Origin of the sequence: Candidatus Magnetominusculus dajiuhuensis (assembly GCF_046044395.1) — a bacterium.
GTDB lineage: Bacteria > Nitrospirota > Thermodesulfovibrionia > Thermodesulfovibrionales > Magnetobacteriaceae > Magnetominusculus > Magnetominusculus dajiuhuensis.
On sequence record NZ_JBJUSG010000066.1, the window covers coordinates 1 to 19085 of the forward strand.

16 protein-coding genes and 1 pseudogene are annotated in these 19085 nt (G+C 48.9%); 4 read left to right on the plus strand and 13 right to left on the minus strand.

Translation table 11 applies throughout. The features are described from left to right. Positions 1–243 precede the first annotated feature (243 nt). Positions 244–771, plus strand: coding sequence for a Uma2 family endonuclease (locus tag AB7D94_RS10105; protein ID WP_420265713.1), 528 nt, complete (start codon positions 244–246; stop codon positions 769–771). Here AB7D94_RS10105 and AB7D94_RS10110 read toward each other — a convergent pair. The 6 genes from AB7D94_RS10110 to AB7D94_RS10135 form a co-directional block, all read right to left on the minus strand. Further along, the gene (locus AB7D94_RS10110; RefSeq protein WP_420265714.1) at positions 752–1801 is read right to left on the minus strand and encodes a glycosyltransferase family 4 protein; all 1050 of its coding nucleotides are present in this window, start codon (positions 1799–1801) and stop codon (positions 752–754) included. The genes AB7D94_RS10105 and AB7D94_RS10110 overlap by 20 nt on opposite strands. 3 nt (positions 1802–1804) lie before the next feature. Next, positions 1805–2662 carry a decaprenyl-phosphate phosphoribosyltransferase gene (locus AB7D94_RS10115; RefSeq protein ID WP_420265716.1) on the minus strand — a complete coding sequence of 286 codons (858 nt, stop codon included), beginning with the start codon at positions 2660–2662 and terminating at the stop codon, positions 1805–1807. Positions 2663–2675: 13 nt separating this feature from the next. Continuing rightward, positions 2676–4061, minus strand: a complete 1386-nt coding sequence (locus AB7D94_RS10120) for a DUF2142 domain-containing protein (protein WP_420265717.1) — start codon at positions 4059–4061, stop codon at positions 2676–2678. After that, positions 4058–5830, minus strand: a complete 1773-nt coding sequence (locus AB7D94_RS10125; RefSeq protein ID WP_420265719.1) for a tetratricopeptide repeat protein — start codon at positions 5828–5830, stop codon at positions 4058–4060. The genes AB7D94_RS10120 and AB7D94_RS10125 overlap by 4 nt, the downstream gene beginning before the upstream one ends. Continuing rightward, positions 5827–7620, minus strand: a complete 1794-nt coding sequence (locus tag AB7D94_RS10130) for a tetratricopeptide repeat protein (RefSeq protein WP_420265720.1) — start codon at positions 7618–7620, stop codon at positions 5827–5829. The genes AB7D94_RS10125 and AB7D94_RS10130 overlap by 4 nt, the downstream gene beginning before the upstream one ends. Positions 7621–7712: 92 nt before the next feature. Further along, entirely contained in the window at positions 7713–8381 is a 669-nt protein-coding gene (locus tag AB7D94_RS10135) for a transglycosylase SLT domain-containing protein (protein WP_420265721.1), read from the minus strand. On the opposite strand from AB7D94_RS10135, the gene AB7D94_RS10140 reads away from it, so the two are divergent. Then, positions 8373–8798: a hypothetical protein gene (locus tag AB7D94_RS10140; protein WP_420265722.1), complete on the plus strand. Its 426-nt coding sequence runs from the start codon at positions 8373–8375 to the stop codon at positions 8796–8798. The genes AB7D94_RS10135 and AB7D94_RS10140 overlap by 9 nt on opposite strands. 60 nt (positions 8799–8858) lie before the next feature. On the opposite strand, the gene AB7D94_RS10145 is transcribed toward AB7D94_RS10140, so the two are convergent. From AB7D94_RS10145 to fabG, 7 genes are all read right to left on the minus strand, one after another. Continuing rightward, entirely contained in the window at positions 8859–10346 is a 1488-nt protein-coding gene (locus AB7D94_RS10145; protein ID WP_420265723.1) for an ASKHA domain-containing protein, read from the minus strand. A gap of 4 nt (positions 10347–10350) precedes the next feature. Further along, a complete protein-coding gene (locus AB7D94_RS10150) occupies positions 10351–12288 on the minus strand; it encodes a molybdopterin biosynthesis protein (RefSeq protein ID WP_420265730.1) in 1938 nt (645 codons plus the stop codon). Further along, positions 12284–13318 carry a phosphoribosylformylglycinamidine cyclo-ligase gene (purM, locus tag AB7D94_RS10155; RefSeq protein WP_420265732.1) on the minus strand — a complete coding sequence of 345 codons (1035 nt, stop codon included), beginning with the start codon at positions 13316–13318 and terminating at the stop codon, positions 12284–12286. Before purM ends, AB7D94_RS10150 begins: the two co-directional genes overlap by 5 nt. A 13-nt stretch (positions 13319–13331) precedes the next feature. Beyond that, positions 13332–14141 carry a ribonuclease III gene (gene rnc / locus AB7D94_RS10160; RefSeq protein WP_420265724.1) on the minus strand — a complete coding sequence of 270 codons (810 nt, stop codon included), beginning with the start codon at positions 14139–14141 and terminating at the stop codon, positions 13332–13334. 4 nt (positions 14142–14145) lie between these two features. Further along, positions 14146–15390: a beta-ketoacyl-ACP synthase II gene (fabF, locus tag AB7D94_RS10165; RefSeq protein ID WP_420265725.1), complete on the minus strand. Its 1245-nt coding sequence runs from the start codon at positions 15388–15390 to the stop codon at positions 14146–14148. A gap of 72 nt (positions 15391–15462) precedes the next feature. Continuing rightward, entirely contained in the window at positions 15463–15693 is a 231-nt protein-coding gene (gene acpP, locus AB7D94_RS10170) for an acyl carrier protein (protein WP_420265726.1), read from the minus strand. Between the two features lie 74 nt (positions 15694–15767). After that, positions 15768–16514: a 3-oxoacyl-[acyl-carrier-protein] reductase gene (gene fabG, locus AB7D94_RS10175; RefSeq protein WP_420265728.1), complete on the minus strand. Its 747-nt coding sequence runs from the start codon at positions 16512–16514 to the stop codon at positions 15768–15770. Between the two features lie 257 nt (positions 16515–16771). On the opposite strand from fabG, the pseudogene AB7D94_RS10180 reads away from it, so the two are divergent. Both AB7D94_RS10180 and AB7D94_RS10185 read left to right on the plus strand, forming a co-directional pair. Further along, positions 16772–18063: pseudogene (locus tag AB7D94_RS10180) on the plus strand (site-specific DNA-methyltransferase). Then, entirely contained in the window at positions 18060–18689 is a 630-nt protein-coding gene (locus tag AB7D94_RS10185; RefSeq protein ID WP_420265729.1) for an AvaI/BsoBI family type II restriction endonuclease, read from the plus strand. The pseudogene AB7D94_RS10180 and the gene AB7D94_RS10185 overlap by 4 nt, the downstream one beginning before the upstream one ends. Positions 18690–19085 lie beyond the last annotated feature (396 nt).

A 19085-nucleotide genomic window follows, 5' to 3' on the forward strand; every position in this document is an offset into this window, starting at 1 on the left:
CTGTACGGTTCGGAGGGAGGGGAGGTGAGAGCCTTCCCTACCCCTATTGTCCTTAATATCTCAGAATAGGAAAAATCATCACGAAACAACCATTTAAGGGACGATTACGGACAAGCCGGAATGACAGAAAGAGACAATAATGGCAACAAACTAAGCAACTACCGCTTACATATGATGGAGAACGAAATTACCGTGGTGGAGAGTTTTCCAGAAGCGACAAAACAGTAAGGCAAGTGCTATACTATGTTCATGAATGCCACTATCGGGATTGAAAAAGATTTTGATCTTACAGAGATTATCAACGGTGAGGAAGTCATGACGCCTAGTCCATTCAGGAAGCACCAACGAATAGCCGTGAAGATTTTTAGACAGTTAGATAGATTTGTTGAACAAAAGAAACTGGGATTTGTATATTTTTCTCCTCTTGACGTTATCTTTGAAGAAGGTGAAAACAGGCTTCAACCCGACATCTTCTTTGTTAGAAATGAAAACGAAGGCATAGAGCAGGACTGGATACGTGGCGTGCCTGACATGGTATGCGAGATAATCTCCCCCGGGACATTAAACAGAGATATATACATTAAGAAAGAGATATACGAGAGATACGGCGTACCGGAATATTGGGTCATATTCCCTGATTTTATGGCTATAGAGATATTAACTCTCGAAAGCGGCAAATATATGCGGTACTCATTTGCGGAGGTTGAAGGCATGGTCGCGTCTAAAGTCATTGGTGGCCTTCAGGTTAACGTCAAAGATATATTTGAGTAACTGTCCTGATTATTCCCTCAAACTCCTGTTTGCTCTTCATTATATCGTAGCTTTTTGCCGTAGTAAACCCGTTTTCTCTGATGGATTTTCGTAGTTCATCATCTTGCAGGGCGTTGAGGAGCGTTTTTTTGACATCTTCAACATTTGGCCGCGTCACAAAGGCGTTATAGCCATCTTTAACGTATGGAACTGTACCGGTTGTCAGCACCACCAAGCCGCAGGCCATCGCCTCAAGCGGGAAAAGGCCGAAGCCCTCGTGGCGCGATGGGTATAGTAATATGTCTGCACTGCTTAGGATTCGCCGCAGCTCATCGTCGCCGGGTCTGCCCAAGTGCTTTGTTTTTAGATGAAATTCCACGGCGTCGCCGCATACCCATACCTCCGCCTTGTCCTTCAACTCACCGGCTGTCTCGTTCAGTACGGCGGTGGTTATGTCAAATCCCTTTCTGAACGTGTCCCCGCGTGACAGGACAACTATCGCCGACCTGCCTTGTTTTCCCCTGATTAACGCGTCATTGGCTTCGGGGTAGAATCTCTGGTGGTCTATGCCCAGGACCACTGTCTTGAGTTTGTCGTCAATGTTCTTAACAGTGCCGAATTTTTCTTTGAGTATGTCCGTAAGAACACTGGATATAGATATACTGAAGGCCCCTCGGCGCGAGAAATATATTTTATATAAGAGATCAATCGCCGCCTGTTGAACGGGGGTTTCATAGTACAGCGCGTCATAGGCCTGGGCAAGATATACCACCGTGTTTCTTAGTCCAAGCGGGATGGCAAGGTGGATAATATCTACAAACACGATATCATACGGCAGTTTCCTTATAGCGCCGCTTAGTATCGTCCCAATTGGTGTGGGAATTTTTATATATTCGAGCCTTATGGCGGGTTCCAGGGAAAAAACGGTATCAAGCACATTCAGGCAAAACGTGACCTCGTATCCGGACTGCGCCAGATGGTTGGCGTATTCTATAACCGCCCTGTCGCCGCCCCTGTTTCTTAGGGAATATCTGTAAAAACATACCTTCATGAGTTAGTTTATTCCCCACAGGCGGCCATACCTTATTATGCCGACAGACAAGAGCCAAATGATAACCGTAAGGGATAAAAGTCTGTCGCCCGTCATAGCGTCTGTCGGGTCGCCCCTACCTTCTTTGGCAAGCATCAAATATCTGAACAGCCCGAAAGTAACAACCGGCACGGTATATAGAAAGTTCTTGTACTGCTCTATCGTGTACATGGCATAAAACACAAGCGACGCCGAGGCGGTTATAAGGAGTATGTCATTAAGCAGCGCCGGTGTAAAGCCGGTCAGGCTCTCCCTGTGTGCCGCGGCATTTTCATGGAGGAGTTTCGCCTCGCCGATTCTCTTGCCCGTGGCAAGCATGAGTGAAATCATAAACATTGAGAGAAACAGCCAGTCCGAGATAGGTACGGCAAATGCCGCCCCTCCGGCAAGCACCCTCACCACAAATCCCGACGCTATACAAAAGATGTCCAGCACCGCCGTGTTCTTAAATGACATAGAATAAAATGTCTGTATGGACAAGTAGACGATTATGTATGCGAGGAATGTGTAATTAATAAGATAGGCCATAGCAGCCGATGCGGTCAGCAGCAATGCGACTATCGCGGTGCCAGTTGCAATAGAAACCTCCCCTGAGGCAATCGGCCTCTGTCTTTTATCCGGGTGCAAGCGGTCTGTCTTTCTGTCGGCGATGTCGTTAATAATATATGAGGCGCTCGCGGCAAAAGAAAACGCCAGAAAGGCTATTGGAGCCGCAGAGAGTGTCCCCCATGAGAGCAACTCCCCTCCAAAAAACGGCGCGGCAAACAGGAACATGCCCTTAACCCAGTGCTTTGGCCTCAGAAGTCTGATAATATTGTTCATTCGACCTATCCTCTTAATCTATCTGCACATAATACCTTATTACGATTACAAATAGCGCTAACATCAAAGAAAACAGCAGGTAAGCGCCCATTACTAACTCACGCAGGCGGCCTTTTCCTAAAAATTTTACCAGAATATTGTTGCCCAATAACATAAAAAGCAGCGGCAGAAGCGGTATAACATACCTCGGCTGCAGGCCGTCAATGAACGAATTGCCAACTGGCGTCCAAATCAGATACTCCGACAGGGAAAACAAAAAGACGCAGGAAAATATGGCCGTAAAAATTATCGCTTTTTTTCTTATACTGATATTAAGCGGCCCCTGTGCGGCAAACGCCGCGACCAGCGCCAATACCCATACGTAAGATTTCTGAAATATCTCCGGCATATTCGTATCCAGCCACCCCATCTTCCCTACAACGGTAAACCAGCCAAACCGGCACTGCCTCACAATAGTCCTGATAAACGTCCCCACGTATCTAAGAGGCTCCTGCAGGACAAAGCTCAACTGTCTCTCCGGCGACACGTCAAGCCCATTATTATACGCCACTACCAGATAGCCAACCTTTGACGACCACCAGAGATTGACCGAAAGATTAACTATAAACAATACGCTAAAGGCGGCTATATAGCCCCTTTTCGATGGGAAAAATGACTGTGGGATGAGAAAAAAACACAGCAGCAGGGGAAAATACGCATGTTTTGACATCGTAAGAGGCAAGGAAAGCAAGAAGATGACGAGGAGGTTCATTTTGAGATGCTCTTTGTCAGAGGCCGCCCTCAGCACCGCCGCGGTAAACAGAAAGCTCACGGCGTTGGTAAACGCGTCCGCCGAAAGCGACGCCCCCTGAAACAGCGACAAGGGCATCAGGGCAGCAAAGACGAAGAGCCACTTATAGGCGGGTGCCGTCCTTATTGACAAATACATCAGGGCAAGCCACACAAAAAAATTTGCCAGCCGCCCGGCATACACTAACCACAGCACCGTTACCCCTAAGTGCCTTCCGGCGTAAATAGCCGCCGCCTGCGGTATAAACGGCACCGGGCTATAGAGCACCGTGTAGTGGAAATTCAGGAACGCCCTGCTGTCTTCATTAATAGGGATATTAAACGCCTCAATGATTTCACTGGCTTCCTGTTTGTTTTCCGGGTGGCCGGGGATGTTCTTAGAGAGAGTTTTTGCAGTTTTGATTAGTGATTCGGGCAGCATACCCCCGACATCACCGTCGCGCCGTTCAGATAAAACCTTGCCTTCTGAGATTTGATATGAGCGGTAAAAATGGTTTGTCTCATCGGGGGCCTGAAAGGGCGGTATTGTGATTACAAACAGTAGGCCAAAGACAATCCCAAGGATAAGAAAGACCTTTTCAGGCGCGTAGGCAGTCTTTTCGATGCTCATGGGGTCAGCACCGATTTAAATGTGTCGTTGATGACTTGGGCGTTGGGTGCACGGCGCCTTGCCTCTTTGAAACTCAATACGGCCTCATCTTGTCTTCCCATCTCCTTAAGCACAAGCCCCCTCTGTAAAAACAGTTCCCAGTTGTCAGGCAAGGTCGCAATGCCTTTGTCTATATATGCCAGCGCGTCTCCGTACTGACGCAGCCCCATTAACGCCATCCCTATGTACTTATATACTAATGTATTCTGAGGGTTGATTACCAATACCTTTAGAAAAAACTCCAGCGCTGTGGTATATTTTTTTTGCTTTAAGAAGGAAATTCCAAGTTTGAACACAGGGGTATCGCCCCAAACCGCCCAGTAAGGCAGCGATTTCTCAAAATAGGAGGATGCCTCCGCCTTCCTGCCTTTTATAATCAGGGCGCTCCACATGTTGAAATTCAGGGCCGGGTAATCCGGCATGATAATCAGGGCACGCTCGAATTGTTCAATGGCCTCGTCTGTCCTGCCAGTTGACAGCAGGTGTGTCCCGTATAGATTGTAGGCCAGGAAATTATTTTCTGTCACGTCAATGGCGTGTTTAAAAAGCGTGCCCGTGTCCTGCCAGTAGCCGGTTTGTTTGTACGTCAGAAGCGACAGGACAATAATTACAGAAGCGGCAGAGAGCGTCAGGATAGTCTTGTTATTCTGAAGGATGTCGGAAATTCCCCATGAGACAATTATAAAGACACCAACAAAGGGAATATAGGCATAGCGGTCTGCTATCGGGGCGGCAGATGTCTGCACAAGCTGAAGCACCGGCAATAGCGTCACCAAAAACCAGAGCCAACCGGCTAAGACGTATGGGCGGGACTTTCTAATCCAAACAGCAAGCACGGTAATAGCCGCAAGGGCAAGGGCAGAAAGCACCACCGGCCATAGTGAGCTGATGTCTTTATAAGGATAAAACACAGAAAGGGCAACAGGCCAAACGGCCTTCCCTAAATATGTCATATAGGAAAGCGCGGCGCTTGACAGGCGATAAACGGTGGAAGACTCCGACAGCGGTGCTACGGCCTCGTTCTTAGCCTGAGCGTATATCGTAAATAGGCCAGACAATAGGGAGAGCGCAAAAAATGGCGTCTTTTCTAAGATTAACGGCAGTGCCGATTTTATCCGAAACCTGCCAAGCGGCCAGAAATCAAGAATGAGCATCACAAGCGGCAGCGTCACGGCCATCGGTTTTGACATCAGGGCGCACAGATAACTCAATAATACGACAACGTAACGGCCAACCGCCGGGACCCTTGCGTAATTGACATAGGCAGCGGCGGTGATAAACCAAAACAACGCGCATAGCACATTCTTCCTCTCAGACACCCACGCCACTGACTCCACATTTATTGGGTGAACCGCAAACAGCGCGGCCACAAAGGCGCTCTGCCATAACTTTCCAGTTGCATACTTCAGGAAAAGAAATACGGCCGCCACCGCCCCCATGTGAATCACCAGGCTGCTCAGGTGGTGGCCGCGCGGATTTAACCCGTACAGAGATATATCGCCCATATGTGAAATCCACGTAAACGGGTGCCAATAGGAGAAGTAGGACGTTTTTAACGCCCATAGGATACTGTTTATAGTGATGCCGCCCTGTATGTTGTAGTTGTCAATTACGTATTTATAATCGTCATAATTGACAAAGCCACAGTCCTTGAGGCCGAAATATGCCCCGAACGTAATAAGGCAGAGGGCAAGGATAACCGGCATTCTCAGATTATTATCGCGTATCAATTTTTTTTCTCAAGAATGTCAAGTTTGTTCCTTGCCGGTGCGTATCTCGGATTAAGGGCAAGGGTTTCTTTGAATGCCGCCGCCGCCTCAGATGGCCGTCCCAGGGCAATGAGCGCAAGGCCGCGGTTAAAGACCATCTCCCATGTGCCGGGATTAAGAGAGAGACCACGGTTGAAATACGTGAGAGCCTCATCGTTTTTTCCCACGGCCATCAGCGCAAGGCCCACATAGTTCATCGCGTCAAGTTCTTTGGGGTTAAGCTCCAGCGATTTTTTGAAATATACGATGGCCTCGCCGTAGTTCTTCTCTTTCATATAGGAAATAGCAAGGAGTTTATACAGATGGGGCTGTCTGCCTTCTTTCCAGTATGGCAGCGAATTATTATAATACTTTTTGGCCTCCTCCGCCTTTCCCAAATACGTAAGCGTACTCCACGCGTTGAAATTAAGCAGCGGGTCAGCGGGCATTATCTCAAGCCCCTTGTAAAACTCCTCAAGCGCCTCGTTGAATCTGTTTTGTTTGAGCAGATGCACACCATAACTGTTATAGGCGGCATAGTTGTTTTTAGTCACCTCAAGCGCGTGCTTAAATAATGCGCCTGAATCGCGCCAATATCCGATTTGCCTCATCGTAAAGAGGCTGAACACTGCGATAATCAAAGCTGATAAAATAATATATATAGTTCTACGGCGGCGCGTCTGCTCTAATATATCCCACGCACCCCATGAAATCATCATAAAAATCCCAATAAGCGGCACATAGGCATAACGGTCAGCCATAGGGGCAAGCCCAACCTGCACGATTTGTATAACGGGCACCATCGTCCCCAGATACCAAAACCACCCCACAATAAGATACGGTCGGGTCTTTCTCATAATATATGTGGCGGCTGTCACAGCAATCAAAAGCGCGCCAGAGCCGATTGCGGGCCAGGGCGATTTAATCGGCAGGTAGGGATAAAAAGCGGCCAGGTGAGTCGGCACAAACATCTTAGCTATGTACAAAATATAAGAAGTAAGGGCGTTTGATATCCTGTAATTAAAGGGAAGCAGCTCAAAGCCAGCAATCGAAGCGTGCTGCACGTTCAGGGTTATGAGAATGAATACAGTACTAAAGAAAAAAAATGGGATTTTCTCGACTATCGCCCGCCTGATGGCTGTCTTGTCTGTCAGCCGATTCAAAGGCCAATAGTCAATAAGCAGCAGCGCAAATGGAAACGTAACGGCCATAGGCTTTGACATAAGCCCAAAGACAAACAGCACCAAAGAGGCGCTAAACATAGCCATCCAGCGCCGCCCCGAACTATACCTTCTCACATAACCAGCATAAGCACACGCCGCGGTAATCCAAAAGAATGTGGACAAGACGTTCTTCCTCTCCGCCACCCACGCTGCTGATTCAACATTCAGTGGATGAATGCCAAACAGCGCCGCGGCAAGGGCGCTTGCAAGCGGGTTATTCGTCGCGCGACAGAGAAAGAGGAATAAAAACGCGGTACTAAGCGCGTGGATTAATATGTTGGTCAGGTGATGACCCGCAGGGTTCATGCCATAAAGCTCTACGTCAAGCATGTGTGTGCACCATGTCAGCGGAATCCAGTTTGAATCATAAGACTCTGTAAATGCCCACCTCATGCCATCTATTGTAAAGCCATCTTTTACCCTGTAGTTTTCGGTGATATAGATGTTATCGTCGTAGCTGACGAAGTCATTGTTTAACGCCTTAAAGTAAACGAGACAGGACAGGCACGCAAGTAATATGGAGATTAATATTAAACGTTTATCGTTCATAAGGCCCTTCGGAGGATTATAACACAAATTTAACGACATGAGGGCGCTGCCCTCAAACTCCCGCAAGGAGGGTAACCCTCCTTGACCTGTAATTAAAGAATTTTAGAGATATAATTGATTTGCCTTGTAACATCGGGGGGGATTGGTTTTTTCTGGGCAATGTACTGGCGTTTGATTTCCTCAAGGGCGGCGAGGCGCTCAGGCAGTGGCATATCAAACCATGTATTGAGGTATTGGGTGTAGAGCGTATCAGCCTGTGATGGTGTTTTAGGTGCAGGGGATTTCTTTGATTTGATAATGTATGACTTGAGGGCCTCTCGAATGCCAAATATTTTATTGACGTAATTAGCGTTTTCGTCGCTGTCCGAGTAGATGGAGAACTTGGCCGGTTTGCCGCGCAGTTTCTTATAGAAGTGGGCGACTGAGCTTGGTGAGCTGTTATATGACCAGAATGCCCAGAGCCATCGGTCGTTATTGGATACGGTTTTTGGGTTGATGTGATATTGCCTGTCCCAGCCTCTTGTCAGATTATAGTTATCTTTAAGGAGTTTGATGGCGGCGTCAGTGCTTCGTTCAGGGTGGGACCTGTGGTCGGAGTGGGCGTTGAGCAGGCCATATGACCTGGCGGTAGCAGGCATAAACTGCCAGTAGCCCTTAGCCCCTGCGGGCGAGGCGGCGTCTTTATTCCAATTAGATTCGGCCAATGCCAAAAAGACAATCTCAGGGGGGATATTATTTTGCAGGCATTTTCTGTGAATCATAGACAGGTGGTTATCTTCCATGAGTCTATGCCAACCGGCGACGAGATTTTGGCAAGAGGTCTTGAGTTCAATACCGTTATTTTTTTTATATTTGAGGAGCCTGATGTCATAATCAATGTCCTCTTCGCTGAATATACGCTTCCAGCGAATAATATTTGTAAGATTCTCCTTCCCCCTCGGTGCGAAAAGATGAGGCGGGAGGAAATAAAGGCGGCTAACAAGGCCGGAGTCATCCCACGGCAAACAATCCCCGAATGGATACAAAACGCAAGCCAGAACAACCAACAGGACGACAGCCGCATATCTAACCGCCGGATGTTTGACCGCATCACATTTACTCAAACGATGTTCCATGAAGTAACCATAACAAAAATACGGCGGCTAATTCAATCGGCGCGCGTGGATTTACATATGTAATCCTGTTATAATAGGCAGGGCAGGGCAAGCGGGCCGAAGGAGTCAAACGGATACGTTGCCTCAGCCTTTCAGCCTTGTCACGTCCGTATGGGGAATGAACATCGCCCCCTGCAGCTCATTCATAAAGCCGGTGTCTTCGTTCATCTCTTTGTATGTTATCAGGTTTGTTATCACTTTTATATCGTCAAGGAGGCCGCGGTCACGCAGAAGCCCTCCTGCACCGGCAAGTGAGGCATTTTCTATATGTATTATACGGTCTTCCGATACGTCTGGCAACAGTCCCAATATCTTAACGTCTTTGGCCTTTATGTGTGTCCCAAGCGCGCCGGTTAAAATGAACTTGTCTATGTCAGAGAAGGCCAGCCCTACCGTGTGCGTCATAACCGATAGCAGGGTGAACATCGCGGCCTTTGACAGCAGGAAATTATTTATCTCCGTTTGATAGACAATAAATTGTCGGCCCCCGCCATCTTCGTATAAGAGAAACCCGCTGCCTTGCGCGCTGTTGACGACATTTCGTTTCCCCTCAATTAACGCCCCGTTTTGCTCAATTATCCCTGCCTCAAAAAGGCTCGCAACCAGGCTCACCATCCCCGTGCCACACAGGCACGATGGGGGAGCGCCGCCTATGGTTTGCAGGTTTACGTTTAGGGCGGCATCAAGAGACACATCGTATATCGCCCCCCCGGCAGCTCGCCCGCCTATCCCCGCGATTCCCTCGTCAAAGGCCGGCCCCCCCGCCCCAGCACCGACCAGTATCCAGTCCTTTGTCCCAACCGCTATCTCCACGTTTGTGCCGATGTCTATTAGTATGCTCGGTGCGTCAGACTTATATATTTTTGATGCGATTATGCCTGAGACTATATCGCCGCCCACATAGCTGCCAGCGTTTGGAAACAGGTATATCACCCCTTCTGGATTTATCTCTATCCCCAGATTGGACGGCGACTGAAAACCCGGCGCGTTGACCACGGGGATGTACGGGCTTGTGGGGATGTTATTGACGGGCAGGTTCAGCAAGAAATGCGTCATAGTGGTATTGGCGGCAACTACAACGGCGTGGACTGCCTCTTGTGCTATTGGGCCCCTAAGCGACTTAATAACGGCATTGACCGCGCCAACAAGACACTCGTAAAGCGCCGCCGCACCGCCATCTTCCTGCATGGAATAGAAAATCCGCGTCAATATATCTGCCCCATAGCGGGTCTGAGGATTTGTGATAACCTCCTTGCATAGGACAGCGCCGGTGTCTAAATCTATAAGCTCCCCCCATATGTTCGTGCTTCCAATGTCAAGCGCAACGCCGTACGACCCTTGCTGCCCTATGGACACTATCTTAATGTCTGGCGGGCCTCCGTCGGCGGCAATGATGCCTGTTACTGTGTAATCATTATCGCGCAGATAGGCGGGCAGCCCCCTGAGAACAGTCAGCGGGATATGCAGCCGGGGCTGGAGCAGCGCGGCCTTGAGCCGTGAGGCGTCTGATGCGTTGTCTATCAGTGACGGCGGGGTTAGCCCCACCGCGAATCTCCACACGAGTGGGTTCATTGCCCTAATTACCGTACATTATCTTTCCCATGTCTGAGACGTCATAGCCGCCCATACGAAGGGTTGTCTGTCTGAACTCTGTGTCATTGCGCATTATATCAAACAGGGCCTCAACCATAGGAAGGGCGTAGGCGTCCCTCGTTAGGACGAAATCATAGCGCTCCCTCGCAACCGGAATGAAATCAAGGCCCAGCGCTATGGCGGACGTTAATATCCCCATCCCTGTGTCTGCTCGCCCTGAGGCAACGGCGGAGGCGACGGCCATGTGCGTATATTCTATGGTGTCGTAGCCCTTTATCTTTTGTCCCGAAATCCCGCGCTCCTTCAGGCACTTGTCTGTCAGGAGCCTCGTGCCCGTGCCCGGTTGCCGGTTAATGAATATTATATCCCCCCGTGTGAGGTCATCAATTGTGGCAATTTTTTTTGGATTGCCCGGCCTCACAATGAAACCCTGCTGCCTGTGGACGAGATTGATGAGCAGGACTTTTTCCTCAGACAGGTATTTTTCGATAAACGGTATGTTATATAACCCTGTTTCCTCATCAAGCAGGTGTGTCCCCGCGATGTGGGCCTCGTGTTTTTTAATGGCGATTATGCCGCCCATTGAGCCAACGTGGGCGCTGGATAAGGAGTAGCGCGGGTATTTCCTCTTGAGGAAGTTATATAAGACGTCCAGCGTATTGTCATGGCTTCCTATGCAGACAATGGTGTTGAGGATGTCGCTTTTTGGGCGCATAAGCGCGACATTAACCTCTGAGGCTGCCCCGACGCCCTCTGACATAGCCGGAATTGTGAGCATCGCGTCTGCCCTGACAAGGGACATCATAATGCCCGCCCCCCGTCCAAGCGGCGTTGCCACAAACCTATCGCCTACTTTGCCGACCTTTACACGAATAAACTCCTCCTGCCCAATAGCCGAGCTTATCGTCCTGCCGATTACGGCGGTAATAGCCTCGGTCTCCTGAGCACTTAGGCCAAGCCATTTGTATATCAATGGTTTTATAAATAAATCAACCGTTATGTACGCGCTGACTGGGTAGCCGGGCACACCGGCAACGGCACAGCCCTCTATCACGCCCAGAATGAGCGGCCTGCCGGGTTTGATATTTACACCGTGCAGGATACACTGCCCCAGGTCTTTTATCACCGTTGAGGTATAGTCCCTGCTGCCGGCTGATGAGCCTGCGATGATTAACACGAGGTCATGCACCTTTACCGCCTTACTGACGACGGTTTTTATCTCATCAAGGTCGTCTCTTACGATTGGATAGCAAGTGGCCACAGCGCCGCAGCCGGTTATCAGGCCCTCTATCATCGCCGAGTTGGAGTCAATTATTTTGCCCTTTGTAAGCGGCACACCGGGGGCGACAATCTCACTGCCAGTTGGGATAACCGCCACAGACGGCCTCTTTCTGACTTTTATCTGCGTATGCCCGCCCGCCAGGGCCGCCCCTATGTCTATTGACCTGATTTTGTGATTTTCTGGCAGAATAAGCTCCGTTGCCACGATGTCCTCGCCTATGACCCTAATATGCTGATAGGGTGTTGCGGCCTTTATGATTTCAATATATTCGGCGTCAGCGTCTCTTCCCACATTTACGTCCTCTATCATAATGACTGCGTTGAAGCCTTCGGGAATCGGCTCTCCCGTATTAATATAGAGTGAGTCATCAGGGATTGTCAGCCTCACGGGGGTAGTCTCAGACGCGCCGAAGGTTGAATCGAACCTCACGGCATAGCCGTCCATCGCGGAGGAATGAAAAAACGGCGAGGACAAAAGCGCTGTAACTGGCTCAGCCGTAATCCTGCCCATAGAGACGGCCACATCAATGGCCTCAGCCGGAGACACATGTAAGAGACCATTATCGGATAGGTAATGAAACCACTTGTTCATGGCCTCGTCTAACGGGATGCTGTCAATGAATACGCTACCGGCCCTAATTGTAAATTACCCCAGTGCCTTTGATTATCATTCCTATTGGGAATGCCTTCTGCCCGGCTGCGTTAAGGATTTTAATTGCGCGATCGGTGTCTTTTCCCGCAACGACTAACGTATAACCTATGCCCATATTAAATGTCTTAAACATTTCCTCTTCGCTGATGAGGCCTTTATCTCTTATCAGGCCGAATATGCAGGGTGACTCCCATGAAGACTTGTCAATGAACGCGCCAAGACCGGCGGGTAAAACGCGCGGCAGGTTGCCGGTTATCCCGCCTCCGGTTATATGTGCCATGCCCTTTATTTTTATTTTGCTCTTTAGAGATAACACTGATTTTACATATATCTTAGTCGGCGTGAGCAACTCCTCGCCGATTGTCTTGCCGAGTTCAGGGATGTGGGTAGAATGAGTATGCCCTTCTATTTCGAAGAATAATTTTCTTGCCAGTGAGTAGCCATTACTGTGAAGTCCAGACGACGCTAACCCAATAACGACATCGCCCTCCACTATGGCAGCGCCGTCTATTATGTCCGGCCTGTTTACAGCGCCGACGCAAAACCCTGCCACGTCATATTCGCCGTTTGAATAAAACCCGGGCATCTCCGCCGTCTCACCGCCAATCAGCGCGCAGCCGGCCTCAGTGCATCCCGCCGCAATCCCCTTAATTATCTCCCGCGCGGTGAGCGGCGCAAGGGCCGACACTGCCAGATAATCAAGGAAAAACAACGGCTCTGCCCCTGAGGTAAGTACATCGTTTACGCACATCGCAACGAGGTCTATGCCGATTGTGTCGTGTTTCCCGGCCATAAACGCTATTTTTAATTTTGTCCCCACGCCGTCAGTACCGCTTACAAGCACGGGGTCAGTGAATTTGGCCAAATCCAATTTGAACAGGGCGCTGAAAGAACCTATGTCTGTGAGTACCTCTTTTCTAAAGGTTTTTTTTATTAATGGAGAGACGTCTTTAATGAATGTGTCGGCCTTGTCTATATCAACGCCTGAGTCTTTGTATGTTAACGGGGATGCGGGCATTGATTTGTCGAAATCATTCATTGCTGCTGTGTAATGCCGCGTTGTTACACGCGCTCGGTTCGCTGATTGTTTCGGGTGTCTCAGGAGTTGCCGGGCAGGCAAGGGCCTCAAGGGCCATGCGTGCCGCCTCAGATTGGGCTGTCTTTTTGTTCTTGCCCCTGCCGCTTCCCATACATTTGCCGCCAACAAAGACCTCGTAAACGAAATCCTTGTTGTGGTCGTTACCGGCCTCTGATGCGAGTTTATAGTCAGGCAGGGAGGAAAAGAGTTTTTGGCTGATTTCCTGTAGCTCGGTCTTGAAGTCAAAAGATGTGTGGCTGTTTAAAAGCTGAGTTAAAACTGGCTGATAGAGGCCAATGATTATCTTCTTTGCCGTATCATAGCCGCCGTCAAGGAACACAGCGCCAAAGATTGCCTCAAGGGTATTGGCCAGCAGAGAGAGTTTCTCCCTGCCCCCTGTCATCTCCTCGCCCTTGCCGAGTTTGAGGTACTGGCCGAGGTTCATAGCAAGCGCCAGTTCAGAGAGTATCTTTTTCGACACGAGGTAAGATTTCAGGCGTGACATCTCGGATTCGGTGAAAATGGTATGAATTAACTTGTCGTTTTTTTTGCAGAAAATTTTTTCAATGTAAAGTGTCTCTGAGATGGCAAGCCCTAAGACTGAGTCTCCCAGAAACTCCACCCGTTCGTTATAAGGCTGTGACTTGTCCAGACACTCGTGATAGTATGAGCGATGCGTAACGGCCTCAATGAGCAGTTCCTTGTCGTTAAAGTAGTAGTTTAGCGACTGTTCAAGCGATGTAAGTAAAGCAGGGAGTACCATTGAGTTAATCTGTCGTCCTCTTAAAGACTATACAGGCGTTTGTGCCTCCGAAACCGAATGAGTTGGACAGCGCGTACTCTATGTCGGCCTTGCGCGCCTTGTGAGGTGTGTAATCGAGGTCGCACATCGGGTCGGGGTTATCAAGATTTATCGTAGGGGGTATGATACTGTTATAGATGCTCAACACGGAAAACACCCCTTCCACTCCGCCTGCCGCGCCTAACAGATGCCCTGTCATGGATTTAGTCGAGCTTATGGCAAGTTTATAGGCATGGTCTTTGAATAAATTTTTAATTGCAAGGGTCTCAAGCTCATCGTTAAATTTTGTTGACGTGCCGTGGGCGTTTATATAGTTTATTTGCTCAGGGTGGACTTGTGCGTCCTTAAGGGCGGCTTGCATACACCTGAAGGCGCCGTCGCCATCAATAGACGGTGTAGTGATGTGATAGGCGTCGCTGCTCATCCCGTAACCACATATCTCGGCATATATCCTTGCCCCTCTTTTTTGGGCGCTATCAAGGCTTTCAAGGATTAATACACCGGCCCCTTCGCCCATAACAAACCCGTCCCTGTCTATGTCGAACGGGCGGCTTGCCTTTTCAGGGGCGTCGTTTCTCCTTGAGAGCGCCTTCATAATGGCAAACCCCGCAACGGCAAGCGGCGATATTACAGACTCCGTACCACCGGCTATCATGGCGTCGGCCTCGCCGCGCTGGATTATCTTAAACGCGTCTCCTATGGCATGGTTGCCGGAGGCACACGCGGTGGCAACGGCAGAGTTCGGCCCTTTAGCTCCATATCTTAGGGATACATTGCCGGCGGCAAGGTTGATTATCAGCATGGGGATGAAAAAAGGCGAGACCTTCCTGTGGCCTCCTTCTAAATATGCCTTGTGATAATGTTCAATTGCGGGAAGTCCGCCGATGCCTGAGCCTATCAGCACACCAACCCTGTCGGCGTTTTCCTCAGTTATCTTCAGTCCGGAGTCATTTAAAGCCATGTCCGAGGCGGCCATAGCGAAATGAATGAACCTGTCCATCTTCTTAACTTCTTTCGGATGAATGTAATCTTCGGGGACAAACCCGTCCACCTCGCCCGCTATTTGCACGGGGAGATTCGGGTCGTCATAGCGCGTAATCCTGCCTATGCCGGAGACACCGGCAAGAAGCGCATTCCATGATTTCTCAACGCCCACACCCAACGGCGTTATCACGCCAATCCCTGTTACAACTACCCTTATCTTCTCCATATCATTCATCCCTTGTAATCCACTCTGGTATTTCAGCCGGGGCAGCCAGTCCAATCCCCTGTCTTATTTAAATTAACCAAGTTTGCCTTTTATATAATCTATGGCGTCCTGCACCTTCGTTATCTTTTCAGCGGCCTCGTCCGGTATCTGAATGCTGAATGCCTCCTCAAAGGCCATTACCAGTTCCACTATATCAAGAGAATCCGCCCCAAGGTCTTCTATGAATGAAGACTCCGGCGCTATTTGGCCCAAATCTATGCCCAGTTGCTTTGAGATTATCTCCTTAACCTTTTCTTCTACCATTTGACCTCCATCGTTAATATGTTTTATCTTCATTCAGATCATGCTGAATTTTTCTATATTGCGACAAAATTATATCACATATACATACCGCCGTTTACGTGAATCACGTTGCCCGTAATGTAACGCGCCTCAGGGGAGACCAGAAAGGCCACCGCATTGGCGACGTCTTCGATTTCTCCAAACTGCCCTATGGGTATGGCCGCAAGCATATCTTCCTTTACTTTTTCCGGCAGGGAATCTGTCATTGCCGTCTTGATAAAGCCCGGTGCCACGGCGTTCGCCGTTATGCCGCGCTTAGCGTATTCCTTAGCTGTGGTCTTTGTCAGGCCGATGATGCCCGCCTTGGAGGCGGAGTAGTTGCACTGGCCTGCGTTGCCCATAAAGGCCACCACTGAGGCTATGTTGGCAATCCGCCCGTATCTCTGTTTAGACATCAGCTTTACGGCCTCTTTTGTGCACAGGAACACACTTTTTAGATTTATATTTATAACTGCGTCCCAGTCCTCGTCTTTCATTCTCATTATCAGGGCGTCGCGGGTAATGCCCGCATTGTTTACTAAGATATCAAGCCTGCCCATGGCCTCGCTGATTTGGGCGAAGGCTGATGTGACCTCCGCAGAGTTCGATACGTCAAACTTTAACGGCAGCGCCTTAACCCCGACGGCCTCTATTTCGGCGGCGGCGGCCTTTGCCTCTTCGAAGTTTATGTCGGAGATGACCACGTTTACACCCTTTTTGGCAAGGGCGAGGGCTATCCCTTTTCCAATCCCTCTGGCAGAGCCCGTCACCAAAGCTGTTTGCCCCTTCATCGGTACGTCCATGAATAAATACCTCCGATTTTATTGTCAACCTTTACAGCATGTTATTTTAGCAGACTGCCGCTGATTTTTTCTACCCCCTGCCAGATTAAATATTTTTTTATAGAATTAATTAAATTAATTGCATGATGAGCTGGTCAGACCCTGTTCGCGGGGCACAAGCCGCGCAGGACAATTTTTCGGTTGCGACAGGGGACAGTGTTATGTTAGCATCAATGGCCTAAGGCAAGCCATGACAATACGAAAACGTGAATGCGGCAATGTCCGTTAGTCCGCTCTATCAGGAAGTTGGTGTTTCGCTCAATGAAATTGAGACACTGAGTGCTCAACTTGAATGTCGCTATGACGAACTCCTTAAAACCGAGGTTGCCCTAAGCCGCGGCCTTGTCAGTTTCCAAGCCAATAAATCGCGGGCTGTTTACCGATGGTATAAATTCAAAGAGGCGTTTTCAGCCGACTTGGTTGAGTATTTTCTTGATCGCTTTAGGCTCAGTGACGGCGTTATGCTTGATCCGTTTGCAGGAAGCGGTACAGCGCTATTTGTGTCCTGCAATATGGGGCTTTCTGCCGTAGGAGTTGAGCTGTTGCCCATAGGCCAGAGGATTATTGAGACGAAAAAATTGATTGACGAGGGGCTGACGCCGGATGAGTTAAAGGTGTTAGAAAAGTGGTCCAACTCTACTCCGTGGCATCAGAGCAAGAGCCACAAAACCATTCCAGAATTGCGAATTACAAAAGACGCCTATCCCACAGAGGCCATCTCATCTATGGAGAAATTTTTGTACTCCATTTACGAGGAAAGCTCAAGAGTGGCCTCTGTGTTGTTTTTTGCCCTTTTGTGCACGTTGGAAGCAATCAGCTTCACTCGCAAGGATGGTCAATATCTGCGTTGGGACCACCGTACGCAGTGGAGGCTTAAAGGAAACATACCCTTCAACAAGGGTGAGATTCTATCATTTGACGAGGCTATGTCCAAAAAGTTAAAGGACATTGTGGCTGATTTGGCCGGTGCCGGACAGCCGGCAGATTTGTTCCGTAAAGAATTCAAACGCGGCGACGTTACGTTACACGCTGGGTCATGCCTTGAGATACTGCCCAAACTGCCGGGCGCTCACTTCGATTATGTTATCACCTCCCCCCCATATTGCAACAGGTACGACTATACGCGCACTTATGCGCTGGAGCTTGCGGTGCTCGGCGTCAATGAAACGCGCTTGAGTGAATTACGACAGGAAATGCTTAGCTGCACAGTTGAGAATCGTGGAAAAGATTTGCTTGGCATGAATCCTGGTTGGAAGTCCGCCATCTCTGTGACCGACAAGCATGAACTTCTTCAATCGGTGCCCCGTTGATAATGGTAAACGACAATGTGCGTTATGCCGGTGCAAGCATTCCTGTTGATTTGATTCTATCAGACATCGCCGCCGAGCTTGGTTTCAATGTGGATAAGATACTGGTTTTGCCCAACGGGAAGGGAAACAGCAGTCAGCAGATGGGGGCGCATGGCCGTGACCTCCTTAGGAAATGTGTCTATGTGTGGAGAAAGAAATGAGTGCTGTTGCAAATAAACCGTACAGAGAGCATTTGAGCTCTGGTGTTGATCTACAGACGAACTATCCCGCTTATTGGGCGGGATTTGTGTCATTGGCATTGGAAAGAAACCGTCGGGCAACCCCTTTCGTTGACGAGGCCAGAAAATTGAAGGCTGTTGCCTCCAGGGCTAAGTCCACGGGAGACCTATTACAGATGAAGGAAATCCACAACGCGCTTCTTACCGCAGCAGGCGTATCTGATAAGGCGTCGAGGCATTTAGAACAATCCAATAAGATTGAGGCAATAGCAGGTCTGATCGCGAATTTTCTTGAACCGGCTGGCGTGGATTTTGTGGAGGAACTTGTTTTCAGATTCTTGCTGACACGAGGTGACACCCTTGGCGGCTCAATGCGAAATGTCGGTGGCGTTCTGGCACAGCGCAAACTAACCAGATCAATTATCTCCTGCCTGAATTTGGCCGGAACGCAATATTACTGGACAGATAAGAAGAAAACTTCATGGACTGAGGGTGCATCATCTGTAAACGATGCTGATATTGAACTTAATTTATATGGGCTGGCGTGGAGAAATGGCAAGGGCAACAGAACGCTGATTTACAATCTCAATAGAAACATGAGAAACTAAGTGCTTGAAAAATGCGAATATCTGGTTTGGGATGCTTATAAAATGCCTTAGTTTGGTTATAGAGAGGGTAGAAAATCAAACAGGTGTTTGACTGAAAAGGCATAATCTTGGACAGTTTTCCTTTAATCCTTTCCTCTTACATTTATAGTAGTAGGAATCCGTTAAAGCCTTTGGGGGGTGCAGGGGGGGTTAGTAACCTGTGAATTGCCTGTTGATAAATTGTTAATAACATAGCCTCAGCCTGGCGCTCGATATTTATTGTTAATAACTTACCCATCGTAACATCCACAGGGCTTGGCTATGTCGTATTCGTCATTAAATTTTACCGTACTGCAAAAATCTAACGTAAGCGTCTAAATAACTACACCCGTTGATTTCCCTGCGAGGGCATCCCTA